The sequence below is a fragment of the Richelia sinica FACHB-800 genome (assembly GCF_014698825.1).
Classification (GTDB): Bacteria; Cyanobacteriota; Cyanobacteriia; order Cyanobacteriales; family Nostocaceae; genus FACHB-800.
In genome coordinates this window covers 49,866-76,150 of record NZ_JACJTT010000017.1, presented here as the reverse complement: position 1 = coordinate 76,150, position 26,285 = coordinate 49,866, and the positions used below count along the sequence as shown (strand labels likewise).

Sequence of the window (26,285 nt, the reverse complement as noted above, 5' to 3'; positions counted from 1 at the left end):
ATTTACTGGTTATACTGTGGACTTTCACACCTTGCATCAATTTCTATTTCTGCTGGATAATGAGATTGATAGTTGCAGGTGTAGGAAAACAGTGAAATATTATATATGTTTTTTGATGTAGCTATCCCTAAAGTTCCTGATTTGAACTAAAGTGAGAGAAAAGCCATCCTCAAAAGTGCGGAGAACCAAAATTGTGAAGTTGCGACGACCGATTTTAGTGGGAGGACTAGGGTTGTCCTTCTCCTTGTGGATGTTAGACAGTTGGCATGATTCAATAGTCCGAGTAGGTGAGTTTGGGTTATTGAGTGCTTTAGCTGTTGGTGGTGGTTTGTGGTTATTGAAACAAAATCGCCCGGTTGGTGAACAGCTAGATGATATGCTGGTAGATAGAGCATCTGTAGAAAGTGCGATCGCTAAAACCACAGCTATCATTAACCAACTAGTTCAAGAAGCCGTCAACCATCCAACTTTAACTAAGCTACGGGAACAGTTAAACCAGTTACATTGGGAATTAGAACGCAAAGAACTCAAATTCGCTGTTACTGGTGGTAAATCTGTGGGTAAAACAACCCTGGTGAATGTGCTAAACAATGTAGAGGATGAGTATGGAAAATCCCTACATCTGACAGAAACAGCACCATTATTTACAGATTTACATAACAATTCTGATGCAGTTACTTTGTCAGCAGTCACTGAAGCTGATATGGTTCTCTTTCTCACCAATGGTGACTTGACTGACTCAGAGTTTCAAGTATTACAACAGCTAAAAACAGCAAAACAACCAACTTTACTGGTGTTCAATAAACAAGACCAGTATATGCCCGATGAGCGAGGGATTGTTTTACAATCTTTGCAACAGCGAGTCCAGGGTGATGTAGTAGCTACTGCTGCTTCTCCTGTGCCTGTGAAAGTCCGCAAACATCAAGCTGATGGTTCTGTACAGGAGTGGATGGAACAACCAGCACCAGATATACAGCAGTTGACCCAACGTTTAGCCCAGGTTGTCGCTGAACAAGGACAACAACTAGTTAACTGTACAACCATGCGAAAGACTTTAGCACTGAAAGCAGAAGCTCACGGTTATCTCAATGGAGTCAGACGCGATCGCTCTACACCCATCATAGAACAATATCAGTGGATATCTGCTGCCGCTGCTTTCGCTAATCCCATTCCTGCTTTGGATATTTTAGCAACTGCCGCTATTAATGCCCAAATGGTGATGGATTTAGGTAAAATCTATCAGCAAAAGTTTTCCCTGGAACAAGCCCAAACAGTTGCTGCCACCATGGGCAGTTTCATGTTGAAATTAGGATTAGTAGAACTATCCACAAAGGCTGTAACTGGTATTCTCAAGACTAATGCTGCAACCTTCGTCGCTGGTGGACTGGTGGAGGGAGTAAGTGCAGCTTATTTGACTAGAGTTGCAGGGTTAAGCTTAATTGCATATTTTGAACAGCAAGAAATAGCTATAGATACGGGAAATGCGTTAAATCTAGACCAATTACGCCAAGTATTGCAAACAGTATTTCAGCAAAATCAAAAATTGGCTTTTCTGGAAGGTTTTGTTAAGCAAGGTGTGAAGCATTTATTACCTGATGCACAACCAGTGGCAACGGTGGTTTAATTTCCTCCCAGACGCAAAGACGCAATGTGTTGAATGTGCGTTTTTGCGTCGATTCTTTCTAGATAGGGCTTGCGGAAAAAGTTATCTGTGAGGGCTAGGAGTATGGCTACGCCACGCTACGCGAACAGAAGTTACAGAAGTTCAGGAGTTCAGAAGGATTAGAAGAAGGTGGAAATAGTAAATTTTAAATGACGACAAATTAAACATATCAATATTTTAAAAAATACGCTGGGTTCTAGCTTTTAAACTTAAATAAGAAATCCGAATAAACCCAGCCGCATCTATCAAATCACAAGCCTTGCAAGCCATAGCCAGTGCATCTAATGCCATCAGAGTAGTAATACCCTCTGTTGACAAAGCAGCGATAAATTCCGTCACCCCTTCAGCCCTCGCATCTATTGGCATTGGCCCTAATAAATAACGCAAACAACCCACAGCCGAATTAATACTATGGGAATCTTTAGTATTAATAGCGAGACGAATAATCCCAATCATAATTTGGGCAGGATTGATACCTTCTTTCAAGAGTAAAATAAATAATGTTGCTATACTTTTTGGGGTGTTTTTGTCGAGTTTAAGATTCATTTTACCGACTGAATTTCCTTGATTTTCCGTAATTACTTACCACCTCTTTCAGGTTCAGACCCGGATAAATTAGAAAATCAATATTCTGCGGCTTTCTTGACCAAAGTTGCTAATTTTTGCGCTGCCCCACTTTCACCCCGGACACTGCGTAATTTATGACGGATAGCTGCTAGTTTTTCGGGATTTTCCAGCAAATTTAATACCATTTCTCCCACTTCCGAGGGTTGAAGTTTACCTACTAATTCGGGGACAACTTCTTCCTGGGCCCAAATATTTGGCCAAGCTAATACACCTTTGCGTCTGAGAAACCACCAGTTAATTAATTTAGCGAAACTAGAACCTATACCTGGTAAATTTGCTAACAACCCCGGTAAGCCATCCCAGGAACGCATGGCATCAAGTTGTTGAGTTGGTAATAATACAATCATAGGCACACCCAACGCACCTAATTCAGCAGTATTTGCCCCCACGGTAGTTAAGCAAATACAACATTGAGATAGGGCTTCATAAGCGGGGTTTTCTTGTTTTAATTCTACTGATAAACCTGTAGTTGTTTTGAGAATGTTACCCTGTAAGGTTGCACCTGGAAAATCAAAAGCTTTTGTCAAGGGGTTGCTGTCAGGGTCTGCAAAACTAGCTAAAGTTGGTAAATCTAAAGTTGGTGCCACTGGAATAAAAAACTGGGTTTGTGGTCTTTTGCGATGAATATATTCAGCAATGCCTACAGTTAGCGGTACACCTTGAGTTAATTTCGCAGCTTTTGACCCTGGTAAAATACCGATAATTTCCTTTGTACTACTATCTTCTTCCTGTTTCTCCTGCACCTCTGCCGCTTCTAACATTAAATCACCGACAACGGTAAATTTATGGGCATATTTTGGGGAGACATTTTGTGCCAACTTGGTGGTCATAACTGCAAAATAGTCAATTAAACTATGCCAACGCGCATCCCATTCCGCATAGACAACTGTACGGTAACCCAGTTTTTTACCGATAATGACCGGAAAAATCTGGTCTCCACCTAAAAATACAACTACACCTTTACTTCTCCAGTCCCAATTATCAGCGGTTTTGCCTGTGAATAAAAACGTCCAAAAATATTCTGCTGATTGTACTCTATCAACTTCTGGGTAAGATTGAGTGATCGCTACTTCTTTCCCGCTAGCATTAGGACAGGGAGATAGCACCACAGAAATTCTCACCAGGGAACGGTCATCACCTAACTGTTGTCTTAAAGCTTTAACTACAGGACGTACCCAGGTTGTAACTTCTCCTGGTCCGTTGGAAAGTATAAGAATATCTATCGGATTCATCTTTTTAAATACACATTATTTAAAATTCAATGCTTTTATTTGAGGTATTTATGAGATCGCCTATTTTTGATTATTGATGAATTTGAAAAATTCTTAGTTTAGGAAATTATGATTTGTTTGTTGATGCTTAATTTTGTAATTGTCGGATATGAATCAGGATAAACAATAATCTTCTTCATACAGGTTAGGTTGAATAGATGGTAATGCTTTTATCTTCATACCTAAACCCTAAAACAATATACACAGTAATTTTAACATTGCTGGTCAGAATCAGGACATCCTGTGGGAAGTCAAAATATCAATCAGGATCTACAGGATGCGATCGCAAAAAATAATCTTAGATAATCAAAAACTCGTTATATATGGGCGCACACTTTTCCATCCATAACCTAATCATACAATACCCTTACAGTCTTGTCAAGACTTAACCTCTTATGTGGTTCATTTCAATACAAGCGCCTACTCTTTTCCACATACATTAAAAACTATATAGTTAAATAGCAGACTGTCTATGTAAATGATATTTACAAATAGCTGAGAAAGTCTTGTTTAATTATTAAGAATTGTCAATAATAATTACGTTTTTTATATCATTTTGTGTCAGTTAGGGGACAAAATCCCCACTGAGTCAGAGTTTTCTGCTAAAAAACTCTTAATTGCCGAAGATAATTGGAGCGAAAAACGGCAGCATCAGCCGTGATCAACCTCCATTCGAGAACACGCCTCAAAGGAGCTTATCTGAATGTTCACCCAGGTCAAGTCCACTATTAGACATATCGCACCTGATGATGTACGGGGACGGCATTTAATCAAGGTGGTTTATGTTGTGCTTGAGTCCCAATACCAGAGTTCTTTGTCGCAAGCCGTGCGGGAAATTAACGCTAATCATCCCAACCTAGCGATTGAAATCAGTGGTTACTTGATTGAGGAACTGCGCGGTTCCGAGAACTATGAGGAGTTTAAACAGGATATAGCAAGTGCTAATATATTCATCGCCTCTTTGATTTTTATTGAAGATTTAGCACAGAAAGTCATAGCAGCCGTAGAACCACACCGTGACAATTTGGATGTGGCGGTTGTCTTCCCTTCCATGCCAGAAGTTATGCGCCTAAATAAAATGGGTAGCTTTTCTTTGGCGCAATTGGGGCAATCGAAGAGCGTCATTGCTAACTTCATGAAGAAGCGCAAGGAAAAATCCGGTGCTGGCTTCCAAGATGGAATGCTGAAGCTGCTGCGAACCCTGCCCCAAGTGCTGAAATTCTTACCCATAGATAAAGCACAGGATGCACGTAACTTCATGCTGAGTTTCCAGTATTGGCTAGGTGGTTCAGCAGAAAACCTGGAAAACTTCCTGCTGATGCTGGCTGACAAATATGTATTAAAAGGCGTAGAAAAACAAAACTTTACATCTGTCGAATATCAAGCGCCAGTAGTTTATCCTGATATGGGTATTTGGCATCCTCTCGCCACAACCATGTATGAGGATGTGCGCGAATACCTGAACTGGTATACTGCCCGCAAGGATATTTCCAAAGACCTGAAAGACCCCCTCGCGCCTTGTGTCGGGTTGGTATTACAACGGACTCACCTGGTAACTGGTGATGATGCCCATTATGTGGCAATTGTCCAGGAATTAGAATCTTTGGGAGCAAAAGTTATTCCTGTGTTTGCTGGTGGTTTGGATTTCTCTAAGCCTGTAGATGCTTATTTTTACGAACCAACTACAAACAAACCACTGGTGGATGCGGTAGTCTCATTAACTGGTTTTGCGTTGGTAGGTGGCCCTGCTAGACAAGACCATCCCAAAGCGATAGACGCACTCAAACGGTTAAACCGTCCCTACATGGTGGCTTTACCATTGGTCTTCCAAACTACCGAAGAATGGATGGATAGCGATTTAGGTTTACATCCCATTCAGGTAGCGTTACAAATTGCCATTCCTGAACTGGATGGGGCAATTGAACCTATCATATTATCAGGTAGAGATGGTGCAACCGGAAAAGCGATCGCACTCCAAGACCGAGTAGAATCAGTCGCCCAACGTGCGCTAAAATGGGCTAACCTGCGTCGCAAACCCAAACTCAACAAAAAAGTTGCCATCACCGTTTTCAGCTTCCCCCCCGATAAAGGAAACGTGGGAACAGCCGCATACTTAGACGTATTCGGTTCTATCTTTGAAGTCCTGAAAGCATTGAGAGACAACGGCTACGACGTACAAGACATTCCAGAAACTGCTAAAGAGTTGATGGAACAAGTCATCCACGATGCCCAAGCACAGTACGCAAGTCCAGAACTCAACATTGCTTACAAAATGTCCGTGCCAGAATACGAAGCACTGACACCATACTCCCAACGCTTAGAAGAAAACTGGGGGCCACCACCAGGAAACCTGAACAGCGACGGACAAAATTTGTTAGTTTACGGTAAACAATTCGGTAACGTCTTCATCGGTGTGCAACCCACCTTCGGTTATGAAGGTGACCCGATGCGGTTGTTATTCTCCCGTTCCGCTAGTCCCCACCACGGTTTTGCCGCTTACTACACCTATTTAGAGAAAGTTTGGGGTGCAGATGCGGTGTTACACTTTGGTACACACGGTTCCTTGGAATTCATGCCTGGAAAGCAAATGGGGATGTCCGGTGAATGTTACCCCGATAGCTTAATCGGCACAATTCCCAACCTGTATTACTACGCAGCAAACAACCCCAGCGAAGCCACCATTGCTAAACGTCGCAGTTACGCAGAAACCATTTCTTACCTCACACCCCCCGCAGAAAACGCTGGTTTATACAAAGGTTTGAAGGAACTCAGCGAATTAATAGCTTCTTACCAAACCTTAAAAGATACTGGTCGTGGCATTCCCATTGTTAACTCCATCATGGATAAATGCCGCATCGTTAACTTGGACAAAGATATTAACTTGCCAGAAAGCGATGCCAAAGATTTAACCGAAGATGAAAGAGATAACATTGTTGGTAGCGTTTACCGCAAGTTAATGGAAATTGAATCCCGGTTATTACCTTGCGGGTTGCACGTTATTGGTAAACCACCCACTGCGGAAGAAGCGGTAGCAACATTGGTGAATATTGCCAGCTTAGACCGACAAGAGGAAGAAATTCTCAGCCTTCCCCGCATTATTGCTAACAGCTTAGGACGAGATATTGACGAAGTTTACCAAAACAGCGACAGAGGTGTTTTGGAAGATGTGCAATTATTACAAGACATCACCTTAGCAACCCGCGCTGCTGTGGGTGCTTTGGTACAAGAACAAACCGACGCAGAAGGACGAGTTTCTCTAGTTTCCAAGTTGAATTTCTTCAACATGGGTAAAAAGGAACCTTGGGTAGAAGCACTGCACAAAGCTGGTTATCCCAAAGTTGACACCGCAGCTTTGAAACCTTTGTTTGAGTATTTGGAATTCTGCTTACAACAAGTTTGTGCAGATAACGAACTGGGTGGACTTCTCAAAGGTTTGGAAGGTGAATACATCCTTCCTGGCCCCGGTGGTGACCCCATCCGCAACCCTGACGTTTTACCCACAGGTAAGAACATTCACGCTTTAGACCCCCAATCTATCCCCACCACTGCCGCTGTACAATCAGCTAAGATTGTGGTTGATAGACTGTTGGCACGAAACAAAGCCGAAAATAACGGTAACTGGCCAGAAACCATCGCTTGTGTACTGTGGGGAACGGATAACATCAAGACCTACGGGGAATCACTGGCACAAATCATGTGGATGGTTGGTGTGCGTCCAGTTCCCGATGCTTTGGGACGGGTGAACAAGTTAGAGTTGATACCTTTGGAAGAATTGGGACGACCCAGAATTGACGTTGTTATTAACTGTTCTGGTGTGTTCCGCGACTTGTTTATCAACCAAATGAACTTGCTTGACCAAGCAGTGAAAATGGCTGCGGAAGCGGATGAACCTGTGGAAATGAACTTTGTCCGCAAACACGCTTTGAAACAAGCTGAAGATTTGGGCATTAATCTGCGTCAAGCTGCAACCCGTGTCTTCTCCAACGCTTCTGGTTCTTATTCTTCTAATATCAACTTAGCGGTTGAGAACAGCACTTGGGAAAGTGAAGCCGAATTACAAGAAATGTACCTCACCCGGAAATCATTTGCCTTCAGCGCAGATAACCCCGGTATGATGGAACAATCCCGGCAGATTTTTGAAACCACTTTGAAAACTGCTGATGCAACTTTCCAAAACTTGGATTCTTCGGAAATCAGCTTAACCGACGTTTCTCACTACTTCGACTCAGACCCCACCAAGTTAGTAGCAAATCTGCGTACCGATGGCAAGAAACCGGCATCTTACATTGCAGATACTACCACTGCTAACGCCCAAGTACGGACACTTTCGGAAACTGTGCGTTTGGATGCACGGACGAAGTTGTTAAACCCGAAATGGTATGAGGGAATGTTGTCTCACGGTTACGAAGGTGTGCGCGAACTCTCCAAGCGGTTGGTAAATACAATGGGTTGGAGTGCGACTGCTGGTGCTGTGGATAACTGGGTTTACGAGGAAGCGAATGAGACTTTCATCAAGGATGAGGAAATGCAGAAACGCTTGATGAATCTCAACCCCCATTCTTTCCGCAAGATGGTTACCACTTTGTTGGAGGTGAATGGTCGTGGTTATTGGGATACGAGTGAGGAGAATTTAGACAAGTTACGTGAGTTGTATCAGGAGGTTGAAAATCGAATTGAAGGGATTGAGTAAATATTCTCAATCTGGATAAAACATATTAACTTTAGGGACACAGATATATTGCTGTGTCCGTTTTTTATGTCATAAAACTCTTGACATGATATCATGGCATGATATCTTAGTGATGAGGTCGTAACCAAAGACAAGCTAAAGAAAGGAGTTAACAACACAATGAAACATTCTGCCAAACTAGGCTCAACGCTGTTCAATGCGCTCTGTGGTGTCAATACTGGTGCTGTCAGTAGCTTCATGCCAAGGTTACTCCTTGCTATGGCTTGGCTGGGTTATGAACCTGCAATAACATATCCAGGGAGTAATGAATAGCTCTTAATAATAAACAAAGAAAAACTTTAGAATTAATTTTTACAAATCCTGTACCAGCAAATATTATTTGGCAAGATATTGAAAGTTTATTTATAGCTTTAGGTGCTTATATTAGTCAAGGTAGCGGTTCAAGAGTAGGAGTTAAATTAAATGATGTTAAAGGTCATTTTCATGAACCACATCCAGAAAAAGAAACCGATAAATGAGCGGTAAAAGCAGTGAGATAATTTTTGATAAAAGCAGGAGTTGAACCATAATTAGTTGATTTATAATTAGTCCATATTGAAGATTTGGGGTAATTCCAAAAATTGCCCCACTACAATAAAATCGAGGTAGGGTTATTAGAGTTATGTTGACTTATAAAGGATACACAGCATCAATTGAAGTAGATGTAGAAGCAGGAATACTTTTCGGTCGTGTTCTTGATATTAATGATGTAATTACTTTTAAAGCGAAAACGGTAGAAGAAGCACGTCAAGAATTTCAGACTTCTATTGATGGTTATTTAGCTTTTTGTGAAGAATTAGGCGAAGAACCGGATAAACCTTTTTCCGGGAAACTACCGTTTCGTACAACTCCAGAACATCATCGTAAAATTTTTATTGCAGCTAAAAAAGCTGGAAAAAGTATCAATGCTTGGATGGATGAAATTTTAATCAATGCTGCTGAAAAATCAGTCAAAGCATAGATTATTATATGGATAATATAACGTTGTATCTACCTCCATCAATTAAAATAACTGATGAGCAATTATTTAAAATATGCCAAATCAATGAATTAATTAGATTTGAACGTAATGCTGATGCTAGTATTTTATTAAAGCCTTTATTGGGTGGTATAACTAGCAATATTAATGCTGGGTTAACTACTCAATTAGCAAACTGGAATGATGACAAATCACAAGGTGTAGTTTTTGGTTCTGATGTCGGTTTTATTTTACCAAATGGTGCTATTTACTCTCCTAGTGCTGCTTGGATTAAGTTAGAAAGATGGGATACTTTAACTGATCAAGAAAAACAAAAGTTTCCTCCTATTTGTCCTGATTTTGTAATTGAGTTACTCTCTCCTAGTGATAGTTTGAAGACTGCACAAGAAAAGATGAGGGAATATATAGATAATGGTGTGCGGTTAGGTTTTTTAATTAATCGTAAATCTCGTCATGTGGAAATTTATAGACCTGGTAAGGAGGCTGAGGTTTTGGAATCTCCTGGTACGGTTTTGGGGGAAGATGTTTTAAAGAGTTTTGTTTTGAATTTGGGAATGATTGGGTAAGCTTTTAAATGCATTTATTCGATCGATTAAATAATTGATTCTAATAAATGAAAATTCTTCACCAACAAAAATTATGGGCAAGAAAATATTAATTGATTATAGTAGTTTAGCTAAACTTATGATTATCTCTTTTCCTCATGGCTGGAAAAGTCTAATTCCTGGTTACGACATATACAAAATAATAATTGAACCATTAGCTCAAAAAGTGATTGATTCTGCGACATTAAGCCAAGGCAATGACATTGAAAATATAAAGGAAATAATTAAAGCGGGTAAAGAAAATAGAATCGATGAGCTAGAGATAAAAATTACTAAAGAATCCGGTATAAATATTGGAACTGATTTAACTTCATTAGGTGTTCCTTGTGACATAAACTTCAAAGTTGGAGGGCAAGATGAAATAATTATTAATATTAAATATAAATAAAATAATGCTACTCAATTTTTTTATGAAATATCCACTCTATAACTATCAGTTATGTCAAAAGTTATTAACCAACACTATGTTCCTCAGTCATATTTAAAAAATTTTAGTTTGCACAACTCTCAAGTCTTTGTTTTTGATAAACTAAACCAAAAGATTTTTACCAGTCATGTAAAAAACGTTGCTAGTGAAAGATTTTTTAATGATTTTCCTGGAGATGCAACTCAGCTAAAAAAAATACAAATGATGGAAGAGTTGTACTCGCAATTAGAAATGAAACAGAATAGATTTCTAAGACATATCAAGAAAAAAATAAATAATATCTTTGACTTGAGATTTCATCATAATAAATCGGAAAAGGCTTATTTAACAAATATTCTAACAAGAGAGCAGAGAAATGATTTAGCTTGTATAACCGCTATTCAATTTCTGAGAACAAAAAAATTTAGAAATTTCCTGTTTGAAATCCAGCAAAACCAAGTAACAAAAACTTTAATAAGTGAAATACTAGAGCAATCATCTTTTGATTTTATTAAGCAATTTCAAGTCATTAATGATATGCAGTTTAATCCTAACCAATTTGATTGGATTGAAGATTTTATTGTTGAACAATCTACAAAAAATATAGATTATATATATAAAGATTGTTTATCAGTAGTACACGCTAAATTTATTATGACTTACTATGATAAAGTTGCTAAAATATTTGATAATCATATCTGGATAATTGGAATAAATAATACAGAACAACACTTATTTACTTCAGATAATCCTGTAGTTAGTCATGCTCATTTATCCTCCAATGGAATTGCTTCTGAAGGAATTGAAATTGTCTTTCCTATTGATGGAAAATTAATACTAATCATGAAAGATAAATTGTATTTTAATGAATATATTGATAGAAATAATAGGCTTATTATTTTAAAGAGCAATGATGTTGATTATTATAATAGTTTACAAGTATACAACAGCAATAGACAAATCTTTTGTTCCCAGAATATGTTCAGTTTGGCTAGAGAAATCTGTCAACAAAAACCAGAAATTTGTTCTCAGAATATAATATAGATTGCAAATTAGAATAATTGACACATAATCTGACTAGTAGTGTAATGTGATCGCTGCTTGGGTGTGTTTTGGATGCGATCGCTTTTAGGGATGTGTGGGAAGTGCGATCGCTTGTTGGGTATGTGTGGGAGTGTGATCGCTGTTTGGGATGTGGGGGAGTGCGATCACCGAAATAGTTTATTGTAGAGATTTGAACCAATAAAATCATAACTTGTGAGTCAACAAGACAAGCTATTAGCTAAAATTCTATCAGGTGCATCTGATACAAATATATCCTTTGAGCAACTGTGTCAACTATTAATCAAATTAGGATTTGATGAAAGAATTCGTGGAAGTCACCACATTTTTACAAAAGAAGGAGTAGCAGAAATATTAAATCTCCAACCCAAACAAGGAAAAGCTAAAACGTATCAAGTTAAACAAGTCCGTGAAGTTTTACTGAAATATCAGCTAGGAGGTCAAGATGATTCTACGGTATGAAATAACCATTTATTGGAGTGAAGAAGACCAAGCATTTATCGCAGAAGTTCCAGATTTACCGGGATGTGCTGCTGATGGAGAAACTTATCAAGAAGCTCTGCAAAATATAGAAATTATTATGCAGGAATGGATAGAAACTGCTCAAGAGTTAGGTCGAAAAATTCCTGAACCTACACAGCGTTTAATGTCTGCTTAATTGATGCTTTTGGGATTTCTAGGAGTGCGATTGCGCGGAGCGCACTGCCGTAGGCAATCGCGTTTGAGGGATGTTGGGGATGCGATCACATAGACTTAATATATGAACTACCAAACAATAGCAACTAAACCCGAAGCAGTTATATTTTGGTCGCACGTCAGTAACTGCACAACTTCACCTTTACTTGCTAAAACTAGCGCAGTTGCTGCAATTTGCCTATCGTGCATTTCATTAATACCAGATAAGCTTATAGTCATTTCAATTACTTCTTGATCAAGTGGATAAATTACCACACGAGGCTCAGCTTCTACTACTGAAATTATATCTTTAGGATCAGGAATAGATGTTCTACCTCTTTCTACAATCCAAACAGCCTCAGCTAAAGTAGTCGCAGGAATAACTAACTGTGAGTCAGGAGCAGAAAGGATAGCTTTGGCATTTGTACCTAAGCGTGAATTACCTTCGAGAAACCAGATCAGAGCATGAGTATCTAGGACGTATTTCATAACTACTCATGACCAGTCTAAACTGTCCTCTCTATCCCCATGAAATTCAGCAACTTCAAAATCTTCTGCTGTTGACTGATTATTTCCAGAAAACATACCAAACTGCATTATTTGCTTTTTCTGTTGCTTTTCTTTCGATTCTAAAAAAGTGACAATAACAAGACTTTCTGAAATATTAGAAGGTAATTCTCTTAGTTCTACCTTACCATCTTTGTAAATTCCTTCAATTGCTTGCAACATAGTTTTGACCATGAGCAAATTTTGCTGATGTTATGACTTTAACCTTACTATACACCATAGAGAAGCGATCGCTATTGAGGGAGTGTAGGGAAATGCGTTAGCGTTCGCGTAGCGTCTCGTAGAGATAGCTTACCAAAGGTATCGCTTTTAGGGATGTGGAGGAAGTGCGATAGCGAAGCGCTGCTGCTTTCAGCAGATCGCTGTTTTGAGGTTTGGGAAATGCGATCGCTTTTTGAGGATGAAGGGAGTGCGATCGCATTTAGGGATGTGAGGATATGCGATCGCTGTTTGGGAATGTGGAGGAAGTGCGATCGCGTTTGGGGGATGTAGAGGTGCGATCGCTGTTTGGAGGTTTGGGGAAGTGCGATCGCTTTTATTGCTTTTACTGAATACTTTCAATTAATTTAATATTATTTCTCAACCATTCATTAACTAAAATTTGGACATCAATATTTTTCTCTTGAGCAATTTTCTTGAAAAAATTATCAACATCTGGTTCAAGGTAAATCGGATAATGAAACGTTGCATCAGAATGATAAAACTTACCTTGTTCAGCTTGTGAAAAATCATATTCGGCTTTCATAGCTTTCTTCCTTGGTAATGTTGCTGTTCATTAAAAGTTGCTGTCCGTGCTGAAATAATACGAATCACAAAAGACGACACAACTTTACCCATATTGGGAGTTATTGCCAATTGAGCAAAAGCATACTCAACAAACTCCAAAAACTTCTCTGCTGATTCCCGATTACTATTCACCAAAATATAATTTGCTTGTTGTCTGATATCCTGAGTAGCACGGTTGCGAAAAATTACCTGAAAAGCCATACTCACTACTGCGCTGCACCAAAGATTGATCGGCGCAAATCCTGCCAATATTCAGGAGTTACAGGTTCTGCTTCTGAGTCCAAACCTTCTTGCAACAAACTAGCTAATTTTGCTTGAGCATCTTTACGTCGTTTATCTTGCTGCAACAACATCAAAAAATAGTCCGCTACAGTAGCATAATTGCCAGATTGAAGTTGAACCTCAAGATAAGACTCCAGTTCTTTTGGTATTGGAAAACTCACATTCATAAGTGTCTAATATCAATAAAATTTTATTAGTATTTTATCATTTTTTATTCTGGTGATGAATTTAGGCATTAGCAAAGCGCACCGTTCGCATAGCGTTCCGCAGGAAAGGTATCGCTTGTTGGGAGATGTGAGAAGTGCGATCGCGAAGCGCTGCTGCTTTCAGCAGATCGCTAACTTCTATTTTCTTAATTTGGTGCAGAGCGAAGTAGTCTATTTAAAAGGACTCGGCCATTAGGTCCGATTACCTGCACACGGATAAAATTAGGGTCACTGGGTCGCCAAGTCACTTGATACCTCGTACCGTTATTATTCCAAGTATAAATCTGGCGTTGTTTATTTCCTGAAGCTCTCGCACCTGCCAAGGTAATATTAGAACCACTACTGCGATTTTGACCGTAATAATAATAAGCGTTATTACTAAAAGATAAAGTTACACTCCAATTCCTATCAATAAACTCTCCTTCTGGATAATTAAAGGTTGCAGCAACAGCTTGGTGAGGAGTAGTTAATTCGATCATGGTAGGATTGGAAAGACCCAAAATAGCTGCTAGGGCAATAGATTTTAGTTGCATATATTTTCCTGGATGGCTGAACAATAAGCGTGTGTTGTATATATTAGCAGCGTTCAATTATTTCATATGTATTAAGCAAAATTACTTAAATTAATTTATGTAATGAATGTCGTCAAAATGCTCATATTAGAGGAATTTTATTTAAATTGAATGCTATAAATCAATATGCTTGTAAATATAAATATACAAATTTGGAAAGTTGAACCGCAAAAATTAATACAAATATTTGTTTTGCAACTATCACGATTTGTCTGTGAAGGAATCCACTCTACAGCTATTATTAGTTAGTCAAAATATGAGCAAATTATGGAAAGTATTGGCATCCGCGTTGGCAGACTATGTGTAAAAAATCATTTTTAAAAAATTCAATCAAATTCCTATGGATTAGATTATTGAAAATCTATGCAATGAAGGATATATCTCAGTTAAGGATAAATTAGTAGATACGAAATCTAGATCCAGCAGCTAATAACCAAGGGAAAAGCCAAAATTTTAGACGATGGAGAATAGGATGATATCTGAGTTTTTCCCGTTACAACCTAGATGAGCGCCAAATTAAAAATTAAAAATTAAGAATCCATTTGTTGTAAAATTAAACTTGGCATTAAAGCACACAGCAAGAGCATAGTGGTTATTTACTTGCCTATCTGCTGCTTTGTCCTCGAAATTTAGCACTTCTGAAACATTTGTGGAAGTCCCTAAGTGCATTAGAGACAAAATTAGTATAGGCTATAACCAGTTTGGGATGCTATCTCACACTTATTGTGCAAGTCTACCAAAGTGAACTCAAATCCTTTCTCAGTCGTCTTCTGACGATGTTTTCCATCTGCTGGAGATATTGATTTTCTAGCAGTTGGTGAGACTGGTGTGAGATGTAAATAGAGTGACTATTAGCAGTAGGTTGATGTTTTAAATCAGACAAATTGGAACAGTAAAGCTCAGGTGGAGATGTTTGTGCAAGAACAAAAGTTAGGTGTAAATGAGGTTATGAAAGCTGGCGATCGCGTTCGTGTAATAGAATCTGTGGTAGTGTATCATCATCCTGAGCATCGTGGTCAGGCCTTTGACCTCAAAGGTTCAGAGGGCGAAATTGCTGCTATTGTTACTCAATGGCAAGGTAGACCTGTGAGCGCTAACCTACCCCTATTAGTTCAATTTAGTAAGAAATTTAAAGCTCATTTGCGGGAGAGCGAATTAGAACTGATCTAAAACTACTCTTTAGCGGCGACGAAACCACCCCATAATATTCAGTTCGCCGCGCATTTTATCTAAGTCTCGCCGATTTTGGGCTGCTGTTGAGTGATACCACTGGCAATAACGCTGAAACTCAGAACGAGTCTCGACTTCATGATAGAACTGCTTGGTGGTTTGGTAAGTGGCAAAGGCTTCCTCAACTGGCGGTTGAGAAGATGGGAGAATATAAGGTAAGTTTTTAGTCATTGGTAATTAGGCTAAATATTTCAGCTTGAGACTTAACACTCATATTCTGTTATAGCCAACCACGGAGACGATAAACAAAAGTACCAATATATTCTTTTAAGGCTCTGGTGAATTGGTCTAGATTTGCTGTATCTGGTAATAAATTCAGGATAGCAGCTTTGGGTGTGCTGCCTAGCTCTTCTAAGTCACTTTGACTAACGAGAAAGTCTGTTGGTGTGGGGATAGCATCAATTCCTTGACGTTGAAAAATTTTCAGCGATCGCGGCATGTGCATAGCTGAAGTGATTAATAATACACGTTTAATGCCTCGCTCATCGAGAATTTTTTTGACATTTGTCGCATTTTGATAGGTATTGAGGGAGTCTGGTTCCTGGATCATAGCTGTAGATGGAATACCAATAGAAGTCAGAATATTTGCCATATCTGCTGCTTCAGGAGCACCGCTACCACGCCAATCAATCCGACCACCACTGAGGATAATTGTCGGAGCTTTTTTTTGCCGATAGAGTTGGGCGGCATAGATCACCCGATCGCCTGGTTCACTTAAATCGACCGTCGGACGGGGCCATTGAGCAGATTTAGTCGCACCACCTAAAACAACAATGGCTTCTGCATTGGGTATTTCTGGAGAGGGGAGATTTTGCCATTCTAGCGATCGCGCCAAATATTTGGCACTCCAACCATTACTGCTGACCAAGACGACAATTAAACCAAAGGAAATAGCGATCGCTGCCGTCCTGGGACGCTTCCACAAGGTGATGAGAGCCACAATCAGGCTAATACAAACTAAACCCAAAGGATAAAAAAATAGTGGCAGTAATTTAGAAAGATATAAAAACATCTTGGTTATAGCAGGTGACAGGTAACAGGTGACAGGTGACAGTGCTAAAAGCCTTTGTTTGTCTCAGTTTTAGCTGTAGTTAATGTCCTAACTTCCTTGTCTACGGCTATAATTAGCAATAGGTGATCAGGACTATTACTTTCTTTCAGCCTATCTTTCCCAAAACCGAAAATTGAAACTGCCAGCAGCGCGACGAAACCTTTTAGTAGCTCTTCTTTTAAATTTTTTCTCTGGTCGCTCTGCTTCTACTTCTGTTTCCTCTGGTTCTAGAGATATTTCTGGTAATTGAGTGCGGGTTTCTTCCTTACTTCTCCACCAAGCTATAATCCAGCCACCACCTATGCCAGCGAGGATACCAAAGAAAATGCTGATGGGTGCGGGATAACCAAATAATACAAAACCCAACATGAAAAACAGCCAGTATTTGAGGGCTGCGTCAATACCATCATTAGATGCAACTGTAGTAGGTTGGGGGTTATTTTCATTGGCTGTAGTAATCCAACCTAAAATGGAACCGCCCAAAATCCCCACACAGATACTCACAGGGATGGAAGCCCCAGCTAAGGCAGCGATAATAAATATAAGTAGCCCAAATAGCAGTTGTGATACAAAGTTAGGTGAAGAAGAGAATATTTCACTCAGAATATTCTTATTTTTGGGTGCCATAATATTGATTTTGGATGTTAGATTTTAGATTTGCCATTGGGATAGATTACCTTGTCCCAATGGGAGTATCTCATCACAACACTATTGAGAAATAACTGATTGTAATTGTGATTCTAAGGGTTGGGTGGTATCCACAATTTTTATGTATGGTTTTTCCTCATCGGTGAAAGATTCAGCTTGTTGAAATTGCGATGCTAGTAAATCAGCCGTAGCATCAGCAATATCACCAGTGCGATTGACCAGACGCTGTTGTAATACCTCCAATGGTGCCGAACAATGAATAATGTGGATAGGTAACTGGTGTTGCTGTGCTTGGGCGATCGCATCCTGACGCAAATTCTGGCGATCGTACTTGGCATCTAAAATTACAGTCCATCCTTGACTAGCCAGTTTAATTCCCAGTTCCCCTAAACGTCCATAGGTTTTGGCGGTCATCTCTGGGGTATAAACTTCATCACCCCCCCTTTCTAACAGCGGAATTCCGGCCAAATGTTTCCGCACCGCATCAGAACGAATCTGTACCGCACCCAATTTCCGCGCTAAATATTTAGCTGTGGTACTTTTACCAGAACCGGACAAACCAGACATCAAGATGATTTGCCCTTGTTTGAGTTGAGTATATTCCCACGCTTGGCGATAATATGCAGATGCTGTGTTTGCTGCCTCTTCTTTGACCTGGGCAGGGATACTAGGATCATCTAGTAAAAAGGATGTCACCTTGGCTCGCACATAGGCTTGTCGGCTCAAATACAGAGGTAATACCTGTAACCCTTCCCAATCTCCAGTTTTCTCTACATAAGCATTCAAAAAGGCATTACCCAAATCTTGGCGTTGTCTGGCTTCTAAATCCATCACCGTAAACGCCACATCATACATCACATCCACAAACCGAAATGGCTCATTAAATTCGATACAATCAAACAGCATGATTTTGTCATGCCATAAAGCCATATTTCGCAAATGCAAATCACCGTGACACTCACGAATGTAGTTGTTTTTGATGCGGTCAGTGAATAATTCTGGACGTTGGGCAAAAAAGTTATCTGTATATTCTTTTGTACCGTCAAATTGTTCTTGTGTCTGTGCTCTACCAATATAATTAACTGTTTGTGCGTAATTTTCATCGATGGCTTGGCGGACTTTTGCTACTTCCCCAAAACTGCGGATGTAATCATTGGTCTCTGCTTCACCATGGTAGTTAGCTACTACTCGTCCCAATTCTTCTAAATTGGTTTCCGTCAGTTTTCCCTGGGCAAACAATTCACTAAATAAAGACTCTTGGGGGAATTGACGCATCTTCACCGCATATTCTACTGGTTCACCACTCCCACCTATCTGATATTGCTCACCCACTAAAGTGATAGGCACAACTTCTAAATACAGTTCACCTGCACCCCGTTGATTCAAGCGTAGTTCTTCCTGACAAAAATGTTGTCTTTTTTCCAAGGTAGAAAAATCTAAAAAACCAAAATTGACTGGTTTTTTGAGTTTGTAGACATAATCACCAGTCAGCAACACGTAGGATACATGGGTTTGAATCAGTTCTATTGGTTCTGTCACACCATGGGGATAAAATCCAGGCTGTAACATTTGTTGAATTAAGGCAGGAAGAGTAGCTTCTGTCATTTGTGTAGTAATTTTTGACTTGTTTAAAGTTGCTATTAGTGGAGAATTAATCTGAGTATTTTAATTTTGATTTTTATAGCAATGGACAGAACGGTTAGGACATTAACTAACACTAAAATCGAGACAGCCAAAGGCTTCTAGCACTGTCACCTGTCACCTGTTAACTGTCACCTGCTATAATTTTCAATTCTCCAGGATAGCGTAACAAAAAACCAGGGTTTTAGCCCTGGCATTCTCAGTAATTATGACAAAATTTAAGTTGGTGTTACGAACAGAATCACACCTAATTTTAAGCTTTAGACGCAAAGAAACTCACGTGGTAGGGAGTACCCTTAGCTGGGTGAACTTGCACTTCTCTAATCACGGTAGAACCACTCCATTGCAGTTCAGGGATATTGAGTACAACTTCTGTTTTGTTAGGAACAGCTTGTTTGAGCAAACGTTCAAGGACTTTAGCATCAATTACCAAAGAAATTGATTCTACTCCATTGTGTCCGTATAAATTTGCTGGGATTAATCCAGAACGGCGCAAAGCATTAGGCTTGCTACCTTCTGGGCGTTTTTGAGATTCAACAGTAATAGCCATAGTAGTTTGAATGTGTCAGTTGAGAGTTTTAAATGCCAGGGGTGAAGTTGTACTTAACCCCTACTTATGTGGTTGTCAGTTGTCATCTACTTATGACTAAACCGCAACTGGTGTACCGTCTGGGTGTAGCAAAGCCCGTTTTGGCCCATGAATCGGATCTTCCACAATAATGGTTTGATCACGACTAGCTCCCAGCGAAACGATCGCTATTGGCACTTCCATCAATTCAGCTAGGAATTTGAGATAATCCAATGCTTGTGGTGGTAAGTCTTCCAAGCTACGGCATTCAGTTGTTGATACCCGCCATCCTGGTAAAGTCTTGTAGATGGGGCGACAATTGGCAAACTGACGGGCGCTAGTGGGGAAGTGTTCACAACGTTCGCCATCGATTTCGTAGGCTACACAAACTTTGATTTCCTCTAATTCATCAAGGACATCCAGTTTGGTAATGGCGATACAATCCATACCGTTGATACGGACAGCGTAGCGACCAATGACGGCATCGAACCAACCACAACGGCGCTTTCTGCCTGTAGTTGTGCCAAATTCCGCACCGCGATCGCACAACAGTTCGCCGATTTCTCCATCCAGTTCTGTGGGGAATGGCCCCTCACCCACTCTAGTGGTGTAGGCTTTTGATACCCCAATTACCCGGTCTATCATTGTCGGGCCTAGTCCCGTGCCAACGCAAGCCCCCCCAGCTACAGGGTTGGAGGAGGTGACGTAAGGATAGGTGCCATGATCCAAATCTAGGAGGGTTCCTTGTGCACCTTCAAATAAAATATTGCGTCGTTTTTGTACCGCTGAATATATTTTCAGAGATGTATCAACTACATAGGGACGCAAGCGTTCTGCGTAACCCAAGTATTCCTCGATCACTGCTTGAGGATCTAGGGGCGGCAAATTATAGAGCTTTTCTAAAATGACGTTTTTATAATTAATCGTCCATTCCAATTGCTCACGCAGTCCATCGGGGTCCATTAAATCTAAAACCCTGATGCCTGTGCGTTCTGATTTATCAGCATAGGTAGGACCAATACCTCTACCAGTGGTGCCGATTTTATGAGTGCCCCGTCTTTCTTCCGATGCCTGGTCAATTAACCGATGGTAAGGCATGGTAACGTGAGCCGTCTCTGAGATCAGCAGATTGGCAGTGGATATATTTAATGCTTCTAGTTGGTCGAGTTCTTTTATCAAAACCTGTGGATCTATGACTGTCCCACAGCCGATAATACACTCGGTATCTGGATACAATATACCAGAGGGAATTAAGTGCAGCTTAAACGTCTGACCTTGGACTACAATTGTGTGTCCAGCGTTAACTCCCCCTTGGTAACGTACCACCACATCTGCGGAGCGGCTGAGTAAGTCAGTTATTTTACCTTTTCCTTCATCGCCCCATTGAGCGCCTATGACAATGACGTTAGCCAAGAGATTATATTAAAGGGTAAAGTTTCCACAAATAACAATTATTAACAGATTTTTGATTTTCTGTCAAGCCTTTTTCTGTGGCAATTGTGCCAAAATTTAATCATAGCATTAGTAATGACAACATCCAGAGTTGTTAAAAATGAAACCACAAACATCATTTACTCTCGACTTAACTTTGATAAAGTTGGGACTTGATCTGAGAAATACAGGTTGGTGGACTCAGATTTTAGCCATTACTTTGATTTATTACTTGTTTTCTTGGCTGGTACTAAAAAAAATATCGATGGATCAGTTTGGTTCACCGGTGTGGCCAGCGGCGGGTATTTCCGTGGGTTTATTGTTGTTGTGGGGGCGATCGCGCTGGTTAGGTGTATTTTTAGGGTCATTATGTAGTAATTATATCAACTTTCAACCCATCCTCTTTGCTGCCTTGCCAGCCATGGGAACGACTATCGGCTCACTGATTTCTATCACCTTAATTTTGCGTTGGATAGGTACAAACTATCCCCTCAACCAAGTCAATCATGTGGTGATATTTACAGTTTGTAGCTTATTTACTGGCACAATTTTGCAGTCCTTAATTGGTGCCTTCGCTGTTTGTCTCGGTGGTTTTATTCCTTGGAGTAATTATTTAGGAGTTTTTTGGAATTGGTGGATTGGTGATGGAGTGGGCATTCTGGTGTTTGCGCCCCTGGTTTTGGCTTGGGGCAGGCCCCAACGGGATGCTCAAATCAAATCTTGGCTGAGTTGGGAAGTATTAATTGATGTTGTCAGCTTAACAGTTATTACTTATTTAGCTTGTATTCATAACCAACCAGTAGAATATCTGCTGTTACCACCATTACTGTGGTCTGCCTTTCGGTTTGGAGCAAAACTTTCCACCCTCCTGGTGAGTTTGATTGCTACGAGTGCCGCAGCTGCCACTGGTTACAAGATGGGGGTCTTTTATCAAACCACAGTAGAAAACAATTCTTTGTCTTTATTGCAAATTTTCATTGGTGTGATTTCCGTCACCATCATGGCCACTTTGGCAATTGTGGCGGAAAATCGCCGTGCCGAATCGAGGTTACACCAAGTCAATGCAGACCTAGAACAGCGAGTGTTTGAGCGCACCAAGGAACTACAGGAAAGCGAAGCCAAGGCACAGGAATTAGCTGCAAAAGCCGAAGCCGCGAACCAAGCCAAAAGCGCATTTATTGCCAACATGAGCCATGAATTGCGATCGCCTCTCAATGCAGTGCTGGGCTTTTCACAACTCATGTTAAGAGCTAATCATCTTCCCCCTGACCAGTATGAAAATGTAGGCATCATTTATCGCAGTGGGGATTATTTGTTGACATTAATTAATCATATTCTCGATTTATCGAAAATCGAAGCCGGGAAAGCCACCTTGAATGTGCAAGATTTTGACCTGTATCGATTGTTAGATGATTTAGAAGATATGTTGCATTTGCGAGCCAGTAATGCTGGCTTAGAATTAATTTTTAATCGGGCTGGGACTGTGCCTCATTACATTTGCGCTGATGAAGTCAAACTGCGTCAGGTATTAATTAATTTATTGACTAATGCCATTAAATTTACTCCCAGTGGTAGAGTAATCTTGAATGTAGAAAATACCAATGAATCCACAGAAGATGTATTTACTATCGATTTTTACATCAGTGATACTGGTGTAGGCATTGCAGCGGCAGAAATTCCTAAACTATTTGATGCCTTCATCCAAGCTGAAGCAGGAAGAGAAATGCAAGAGGGAACCGGTTTAGGCTTGGCGATTAGTTACAAGTTTGTCCAGCTGATGGGAGGGGATATTGACGTTAAAAGTGAGTTGGGTAAAGGTTCAACTTTCCACTTTTATATTCAGGCTAAATTAGGACAACCAACAAATCATCATAGTTGGGAAGAACGCCCACGAGTTTTAGGGCTAGCACCTGGACAACCTACATACAAAATTCTGGCAGTGGATGACAAAGCGATTAATCGACAGTTATTAATTAAGCTCCTGGCCCCCTTAGGATTTGATCTCAAGGAAGCTAGTAATGGACTAGAAGCGATCGCTATTTGGGATCAGTGGGAACCCCATTTAATTTGGATGGATATGCGAATGCCTGTGATGGATGGTTACGAAGCCACCAAGCATATCAAATCTACTACCAAAGGCAATGCCACGGCGATCATCGCCTTAACAGCTAGTGTTTTAGAAGAAGAAAAAGCGATCATTCTTTCTGCTGGTTGTGATGATTTCCTGCGTAAACCTTTTGTGGAGCAGAATATGTTTGATACCCTAGCTAAACATTTGGGTGTAAAATATATCTATGCCGAAAATCCTGCCAGTGATGTAGATAATTGCCAAGAAAAAACTTTGACATCAGAGAGTTTAACTTGTATGCCAAAAGAATGGATTAGTCAACTATATGCGGCTGCGTTGGAAGCTAATACTAATCTCTTCTTGCAACTTTTGGCAGAAGTTCCCACAACAGACACTGTTTTAGTTCAATCTTTGACTAAACTGGCACGCCAATTTGAATTTGAGCAAATAGTTGACTTATTGGAACCTTTTCTTGAGGGTGTTTGAAAAATATTCATTGCCATTTTGCCCATTTATTTGTAAACAAATTATTCTCTATTACCTAGTTACACAAGTAATTATTAAACATAGAATAGCCATTCACAGCTTCTTACCCAAGTCCAAAAAGATAAAATAGCCACATAGCCAAATCAGTGAATATCCCTCCCCAACTAGATTTATTTAACTTTCGTCGAGTTGCTTGGTGGAAACAGGTACTAGTAGCGATCGCCTACTATATCACAGCCCAACTCAGTCATAGTTTGACAACTTATCCCCAAACTGGATCAACTCCTATTTGGATTCCTGGTGGTATTGCCGTAGGGCTGATTTATATTTGGGGCTACCCTTTATGGTTGGGTGTGTTTATAGGTGTTTTGAGCGCAGAATTAGTAATTTATCAAGCATGGCTTAGTCTGACATCTTTTACTGTCGCCATTGGTATTGTGTTGATAGCAACAACGGGAAAAGTTTTTGCCACCTACATAATTGAATATTTAGTTGGTAAAAATTATTTTTTACACCGAGCTAAAAGCACAATAGATTTTATGATTTATGGCTGTTTTCTCAGTCATTTACCTGTAGGTATTCTTTGTCCTGTATTAATTTGTTTATCAGGAAAAGCATCTTGGCAACTGTACCCCGATATTGCCATGACTTGGTGGTTAAGTGATGGGTTTGGGATTCTCATTTTTGCACCTTTAATTATTGCTTGGCATAAAAATATTTTTTGTTTCAAAAAATTATTACAACAACGCCCCATCGAAGCGGTTATTCTTCTCTTACTTACTCTAGTAATTAGTAATATTATTTCTAGCGGTTATCATACAGAATATTTATTAGTTCCTTTATTATTGTGGGCTACTTTCAGATTCAAAGAACTAGGTGCGACCTTGTTAATGATAATTATCACTTTGATTATAGTGATTGGTACTGTTCAAGGGTATAGTTCATTTTCTCAAAACTCTATTAGAGTTTCGCTGTTATTATTACAATCTTTTATTGCCTGTATTGGCATGACAACCTTAATTTTAAATGCTGTTTTAAATGAAAATAACGAAGCCAGGAATGATTTACATTTAGCAAATATTAGCCTGATAGAGAAAAATATCAAACTACAAGAATTAGATCAGCAAAAAGATGCTGAACGACAACAAAGAGAACAAATTATTACCGATTATAATAAAGCCTTAGAAAAACAACTTGCTCTTGTTCAAGCTAAGGAGTTAGCAGAAAATGCGGCTAAAGCTAAAAGCGAATTTCTCGCTAATATGAGTCACGAAATTCGTACTCCCATGAACGGCGTAATTGGCATGGCAGAATTGCTATCTATGAGTAACTTAACCCAGGAACAACAGGAGTTAGTTGACACTATTCGAGATAGCGGTAATGTGCTCTTAACTATTATTAATGATATTTTAGATTTTTCTAAAATTGAATCAGGGAATGTGCAATTAGAGTCAACTCCCTTTTGCTTAAAAAATGTCATCAGTTCTGTGTGTAATCTCCTCTCTACCCAAGCGGTTCAAAAAAATATTCACCTTGAATGGGACATTGCTGATGATGTTCCTAATTATCTTTTAGGGGATAGTTCTCGATTGCATCAAATCTTGCTCAATCTCATTGGTAATGCTATTAAATTTACCGATAATGGTCGTGTTGATATCTCAGTAAATAGTAAATTAGTCGCTAATATAGAACCCATTACAGAATATGAATTGACCATTACAATCAAAGATACAGGAATTGGTATTGATAGCAAGCGTTTAAATCACTTATTTCAGCCTTTCACACAAGCTGATGCTTCCATTAGCCGCAAATATGGTGGTACAGGTCTAGGTTTGGTAATTAGTAAAAGCTTAATCAATTTAATGAGAGGTACTATTTGGGTAGAAAGTTTAGGATGTGTTGGTGGTTTTCCTCCTGAACATTGGGTACTCAGCCATAAATATCATCTAGGTTCAATCTTTTATTTTACTTTGATTGCCAGAACAGCAGATACATATTTCACAGAAAAAGATGATTTAGAACAATTACAAGACAACAATATCTTATCTATACCCCAGTTAAGAATTCTTTTAGTTGAAGATAATAAAGTCAATCAAAAAGTTGCCACTTTAACTCTTAAGAAAATCGGATATGTTGCTGATATTGCTAATAATGGCTTAGAAGTTTTAGAACAATTAAAAAAACAAGTTTATGATTTAATATTTATGGATATGCAAATGCCAGAAATGGATGGCATAACCACAACCAAAATTATTCGTCAATCTAATATTCATCAGCCTTGGATTATTGCTTTAACTGCTAATGCTTTAGAAGCAGATAGACAAAATTGCTTAGATGCAGGGATGAATGATTTTATTACTAAGCCAATTGCACTGCCAGAAATTAGCCGTGTTATTTCCAAATATTTACAAAATCAGAGTTAAATATATTTGCTAATTTGATGTTAGTTTGTAGATATAACATCCGTAGGTCGCACTTTTAAATAAATGTTAGGTATTATCTACAGTTTCATTCAAGTTCCAAATTGGCAATGTGTGGTTTATCAGGGTTTGCTGGCCTAATCTGCTGCCTTTTTTGTGCCAAGGAAATACGGTGTCTAATACAACAGTTTTATTGCTACACTACTACAGGGAAGTCATTTCGCTTGTTCATCGTCAATGAGCATTAAATAATTGATTGCAGCTAATCTAAAAGTTAAGCTTCCTCATGGGACTGTAACAAAAAATTCAAAA

Annotated in this window: 28 protein-coding genes; 13 read left to right on the top strand and 15 right to left on the bottom strand. The window is 39.4% G+C overall.

All coding sequences use genetic code 11. The features are described from left to right. Positions 1-193 precede the first annotated feature (193 nt). The gene (locus H6G73_RS13545) at positions 194-1,624 is read left to right on the top strand and encodes a YcjF family protein (protein ID WP_449314288.1); all 1,431 of its coding nucleotides are present in this window, start codon (positions 194-196) and stop codon (positions 1,622-1,624) included. Positions 1,625-1,840: 216 nt separating this feature from the next. Here H6G73_RS13545 and H6G73_RS13540 read toward each other — a convergent pair whose 3' ends face one another. Next, positions 1,841-2,209: a hypothetical protein gene (locus H6G73_RS13540; RefSeq protein WP_190605247.1), complete on the bottom strand. Its 369-nt coding sequence runs from the start codon at positions 2,207-2,209 to the stop codon at positions 1,841-1,843. A 77-nt stretch (positions 2,210-2,286) separates the two neighbouring features. Further along, positions 2,287-3,522 (bottom strand): lipid-A-disaccharide synthase, encoded by a 1,236-nt coding sequence (locus H6G73_RS13535; RefSeq protein WP_190605245.1) that lies wholly within the window; start codon positions 3,520-3,522, stop codon positions 2,287-2,289. 742 nt (positions 3,523-4,264) lie between these two features. Here H6G73_RS13535 and H6G73_RS13530 point away from each other — a divergent pair. The 9 genes from H6G73_RS13530 to H6G73_RS13500 all read left to right on the top strand — a co-directional run bounded on the left by H6G73_RS13530 (position 4,265) and on the right by H6G73_RS13500 (position 12,000). Then, a complete protein-coding gene (locus tag H6G73_RS13530) occupies positions 4,265-8,251 on the top strand; it encodes a magnesium chelatase subunit H (RefSeq protein WP_190605243.1) in 3,987 nt (1,328 codons plus the stop codon). A gap of 308 nt (positions 8,252-8,559) precedes the next feature. Further along, on the top strand, positions 8,560-8,769 hold the full coding sequence (locus H6G73_RS24450; protein WP_244997518.1) for a type II toxin-antitoxin system HicA family toxin: 210 nt from the start codon (positions 8,560-8,562) through the stop codon (positions 8,767-8,769). A gap of 143 nt (positions 8,770-8,912) precedes the next feature. Beyond that, positions 8,913-9,251, top strand: a complete 339-nt coding sequence (locus H6G73_RS13525; RefSeq protein WP_190370542.1) for a type II toxin-antitoxin system HicB family antitoxin — start codon at positions 8,913-8,915, stop codon at positions 9,249-9,251. 8 nt (positions 9,252-9,259) lie between these two features. Further along, a complete protein-coding gene (locus tag H6G73_RS13520) occupies positions 9,260-9,835 on the top strand; it encodes a Uma2 family endonuclease (RefSeq protein ID WP_190605241.1) in 576 nt (191 codons plus the stop codon). A gap of 73 nt (positions 9,836-9,908) precedes the next feature. Then, complete coding sequence (locus tag H6G73_RS13515) at positions 9,909-10,262, top strand: hypothetical protein (RefSeq protein WP_190605239.1); 354 nt, start codon at positions 9,909-9,911, stop codon at positions 10,260-10,262. Positions 10,263-10,313: 51 nt separating this feature from the next. Beyond that, the gene (locus tag H6G73_RS13510) at positions 10,314-11,324 is read left to right on the top strand and encodes a DUF4238 domain-containing protein (protein WP_190605237.1); all 1,011 of its coding nucleotides are present in this window, start codon (positions 10,314-10,316) and stop codon (positions 11,322-11,324) included. A gap of 57 nt (positions 11,325-11,381) precedes the next feature. Then, a complete protein-coding gene (locus H6G73_RS24835) occupies positions 11,382-11,510 on the top strand; it encodes a hypothetical protein (RefSeq protein ID WP_256443773.1) in 129 nt (42 codons plus the stop codon). Positions 11,511-11,537: 27 nt separating this feature from the next. Then, entirely contained in the window at positions 11,538-11,804 is a 267-nt protein-coding gene (locus H6G73_RS13505; RefSeq protein ID WP_190605235.1) for a type II toxin-antitoxin system HicA family toxin, read from the top strand. Continuing rightward, a complete protein-coding gene (locus tag H6G73_RS13500; RefSeq protein ID WP_190605233.1) occupies positions 11,788-12,000 on the top strand; it encodes a type II toxin-antitoxin system HicB family antitoxin in 213 nt (70 codons plus the stop codon). The genes H6G73_RS13505 and H6G73_RS13500 overlap by 17 nt, the downstream gene beginning before the upstream one ends. A 107-nt stretch (positions 12,001-12,107) precedes the next feature. Here the strand turns inward: H6G73_RS13500 and H6G73_RS13495 are convergent, their stop codons facing one another. The 7 genes from H6G73_RS13495 to H6G73_RS13465 form a co-directional block, all read right to left on the bottom strand. Continuing rightward, on the bottom strand, positions 12,108-12,506 hold the full coding sequence (locus H6G73_RS13495) for a type II toxin-antitoxin system VapC family toxin (RefSeq protein WP_190605231.1): 399 nt from the start codon (positions 12,504-12,506) through the stop codon (positions 12,108-12,110). A gap of 6 nt (positions 12,507-12,512) precedes the next feature. After that, positions 12,513-12,746 (bottom strand): hypothetical protein, encoded by a 234-nt coding sequence (locus H6G73_RS13490; RefSeq protein ID WP_190605228.1) that lies wholly within the window; start codon positions 12,744-12,746, stop codon positions 12,513-12,515. A 189-nt stretch (positions 12,747-12,935) separates the two neighbouring features. Further along, the gene (locus H6G73_RS13485) at positions 12,936-13,145 is read right to left on the bottom strand and encodes a hypothetical protein (RefSeq protein ID WP_190605226.1); all 210 of its coding nucleotides are present in this window, start codon (positions 13,143-13,145) and stop codon (positions 12,936-12,938) included. After that, positions 13,129-13,329 (bottom strand): hypothetical protein, encoded by a 201-nt coding sequence (locus H6G73_RS13480; RefSeq protein ID WP_039203742.1) that lies wholly within the window; start codon positions 13,327-13,329, stop codon positions 13,129-13,131. Before H6G73_RS13480 ends, H6G73_RS13485 begins: the two co-directional genes overlap by 17 nt. Then, the gene (locus H6G73_RS24445; RefSeq protein WP_217312828.1) at positions 13,326-13,571 is read right to left on the bottom strand and encodes a type II toxin-antitoxin system RelE/ParE family toxin; all 246 of its coding nucleotides are present in this window, start codon (positions 13,569-13,571) and stop codon (positions 13,326-13,328) included. The genes H6G73_RS13480 and H6G73_RS24445 overlap by 4 nt, the downstream gene beginning before the upstream one ends. Before the next feature lie 5 nt (positions 13,572-13,576). Beyond that, positions 13,577-13,819, bottom strand: a complete 243-nt coding sequence (locus H6G73_RS13470) for a ribbon-helix-helix domain-containing protein (RefSeq protein WP_190605224.1) — start codon at positions 13,817-13,819, stop codon at positions 13,577-13,579. Positions 13,820-14,004: 185 nt separating this feature from the next. Then, positions 14,005-14,391, bottom strand: a complete 387-nt coding sequence (locus H6G73_RS13465; RefSeq protein ID WP_190605223.1) for a hypothetical protein — start codon at positions 14,389-14,391, stop codon at positions 14,005-14,007. 948 nt (positions 14,392-15,339) lie between these two features. Here H6G73_RS13465 and H6G73_RS13460 point away from each other — a divergent pair. Continuing rightward, a complete protein-coding gene (locus tag H6G73_RS13460; protein ID WP_190605220.1) occupies positions 15,340-15,600 on the top strand; it encodes a ferredoxin-thioredoxin reductase variable chain in 261 nt (86 codons plus the stop codon). Positions 15,601-15,609: 9 nt separating this feature from the next. Here H6G73_RS13460 and H6G73_RS13455 read toward each other — a convergent pair whose 3' ends face one another. From H6G73_RS13455 to H6G73_RS13430, 6 genes are all read right to left on the bottom strand, one after another. Beyond that, entirely contained in the window at positions 15,610-15,831 is a 222-nt protein-coding gene (locus H6G73_RS13455) for a hypothetical protein (protein ID WP_190605218.1), read from the bottom strand. Between the two features lie 49 nt (positions 15,832-15,880). Then, a complete protein-coding gene (locus H6G73_RS13450) occupies positions 15,881-16,672 on the bottom strand; it encodes a YdcF family protein (protein ID WP_190605217.1) in 792 nt (263 codons plus the stop codon). Positions 16,673-16,822: 150 nt separating this feature from the next. Next, positions 16,823-17,338, bottom strand: a complete 516-nt coding sequence (locus H6G73_RS13445; RefSeq protein WP_190605215.1) for a hypothetical protein — start codon at positions 17,336-17,338, stop codon at positions 16,823-16,825. An 81-nt stretch (positions 17,339-17,419) separates the two neighbouring features. Continuing rightward, positions 17,420-18,964 carry a bifunctional aminoglycoside phosphotransferase/ATP-binding protein gene (locus tag H6G73_RS13440; protein WP_190605213.1) on the bottom strand — a complete coding sequence of 515 codons (1,545 nt, stop codon included), beginning with the start codon at positions 18,962-18,964 and terminating at the stop codon, positions 17,420-17,422. 289 nt (positions 18,965-19,253) lie between these two features. Next, positions 19,254-19,550: a 50S ribosomal protein L25 gene (gene rplY / locus H6G73_RS13435; protein ID WP_190605211.1), complete on the bottom strand. Its 297-nt coding sequence runs from the start codon at positions 19,548-19,550 to the stop codon at positions 19,254-19,256. Between the two features lie 96 nt (positions 19,551-19,646). Then, complete coding sequence (locus tag H6G73_RS13430; protein WP_190605209.1) at positions 19,647-20,981, bottom strand: adenylosuccinate synthase; 1,335 nt, start codon at positions 20,979-20,981, stop codon at positions 19,647-19,649. 139 nt (positions 20,982-21,120) lie between these two features. On the opposite strand from H6G73_RS13430, the gene H6G73_RS13425 reads away from it, so the two are divergent. Together H6G73_RS13425 and H6G73_RS25000 are read left to right on the top strand one after the other, a co-directional pair. After that, complete coding sequence (locus tag H6G73_RS13425) at positions 21,121-23,553, top strand: MASE1 domain-containing protein (RefSeq protein WP_190605207.1); 2,433 nt, start codon at positions 21,121-21,123, stop codon at positions 23,551-23,553. Positions 23,554-23,699: 146 nt separating this feature from the next. Then, complete coding sequence (locus H6G73_RS25000; RefSeq protein ID WP_190605205.1) at positions 23,700-25,976, top strand: MASE1 domain-containing protein; 2,277 nt, start codon at positions 23,700-23,702, stop codon at positions 25,974-25,976. The last annotated feature ends 309 nt before the right edge of the window (positions 25,977-26,285 follow it).

Coding starts and splice junctions, on each gene's coding strand:
- H6G73_RS13440 (WP_190605213.1), bottom strand. CDS start 18,964: ATGACAGAAGCTACTCTTCCTGCCTTAATTCAACAAATGTTACAGCCT.
- H6G73_RS13455 (WP_190605218.1), bottom strand. CDS start 15,831: ATGACTAAAAACTTACCTTATATTCTCCCATCTTCTCAACCGCCAGTT.
- H6G73_RS13470 (WP_190605224.1), bottom strand. CDS start 13,819: ATGAATGTGAGTTTTCCAATACCAAAAGAACTGGAGTCTTATCTTGAG.
- H6G73_RS13540 (WP_190605247.1), bottom strand. CDS start 2,209: ATGAATCTTAAACTCGACAAAAACACCCCAAAAAGTATAGCAACATTA.
- H6G73_RS13500 (WP_190605233.1), top strand. CDS start 11,788: ATGATTCTACGGTATGAAATAACCATTTATTGGAGTGAAGAAGACCAA.
- H6G73_RS13525 (WP_190370542.1), top strand. CDS start 8,913: ATGTTGACTTATAAAGGATACACAGCATCAATTGAAGTAGATGTAGAA.
- H6G73_RS13530 (WP_190605243.1), top strand. CDS start 4,265: ATGTTCACCCAGGTCAAGTCCACTATTAGACATATCGCACCTGATGAT.
- H6G73_RS13465 (WP_190605223.1), bottom strand. CDS start 14,391: ATGCAACTAAAATCTATTGCCCTAGCAGCTATTTTGGGTCTTTCCAAT.
- H6G73_RS13450 (WP_190605217.1), bottom strand. CDS start 16,672: ATGTTTTTATATCTTTCTAAATTACTGCCACTATTTTTTTATCCTTTG.
- H6G73_RS13510 (WP_190605237.1), top strand. CDS start 10,314: ATGTCAAAAGTTATTAACCAACACTATGTTCCTCAGTCATATTTAAAA.
- H6G73_RS13480 (WP_039203742.1), bottom strand. CDS start 13,329: ATGAAAGCCGAATATGATTTTTCACAAGCTGAACAAGGTAAGTTTTAT.
- H6G73_RS13520 (WP_190605241.1), top strand. CDS start 9,260: ATGGATAATATAACGTTGTATCTACCTCCATCAATTAAAATAACTGAT.
- H6G73_RS13460 (WP_190605220.1), top strand. CDS start 15,340: ATGTTTGTGCAAGAACAAAAGTTAGGTGTAAATGAGGTTATGAAAGCT.
- H6G73_RS13490 (WP_190605228.1), bottom strand. CDS start 12,746: ATGTTGCAAGCAATTGAAGGAATTTACAAAGATGGTAAGGTAGAACTA.
- H6G73_RS13495 (WP_190605231.1), bottom strand. CDS start 12,506: ATGAAATACGTCCTAGATACTCATGCTCTGATCTGGTTTCTCGAAGGT.
- rplY (WP_190605211.1), bottom strand. CDS start 19,550: ATGGCTATTACTGTTGAATCTCAAAAACGCCCAGAAGGTAGCAAGCCT.
- H6G73_RS24445 (WP_217312828.1), bottom strand. CDS start 13,571: ATGGCTTTTCAGGTAATTTTTCGCAACCGTGCTACTCAGGATATCAGA.
- H6G73_RS13535 (WP_190605245.1), bottom strand. CDS start 3,522: ATGAATCCGATAGATATTCTTATACTTTCCAACGGACCAGGAGAAGTT.
- H6G73_RS13515 (WP_190605239.1), top strand. CDS start 9,909: ATGGGCAAGAAAATATTAATTGATTATAGTAGTTTAGCTAAACTTATG.
- H6G73_RS13445 (WP_190605215.1), bottom strand. CDS start 17,338: ATGGCACCCAAAAATAAGAATATTCTGAGTGAAATATTCTCTTCTTCA.
- H6G73_RS13425 (WP_190605207.1), top strand. CDS start 21,121: ATGAAACCACAAACATCATTTACTCTCGACTTAACTTTGATAAAGTTG.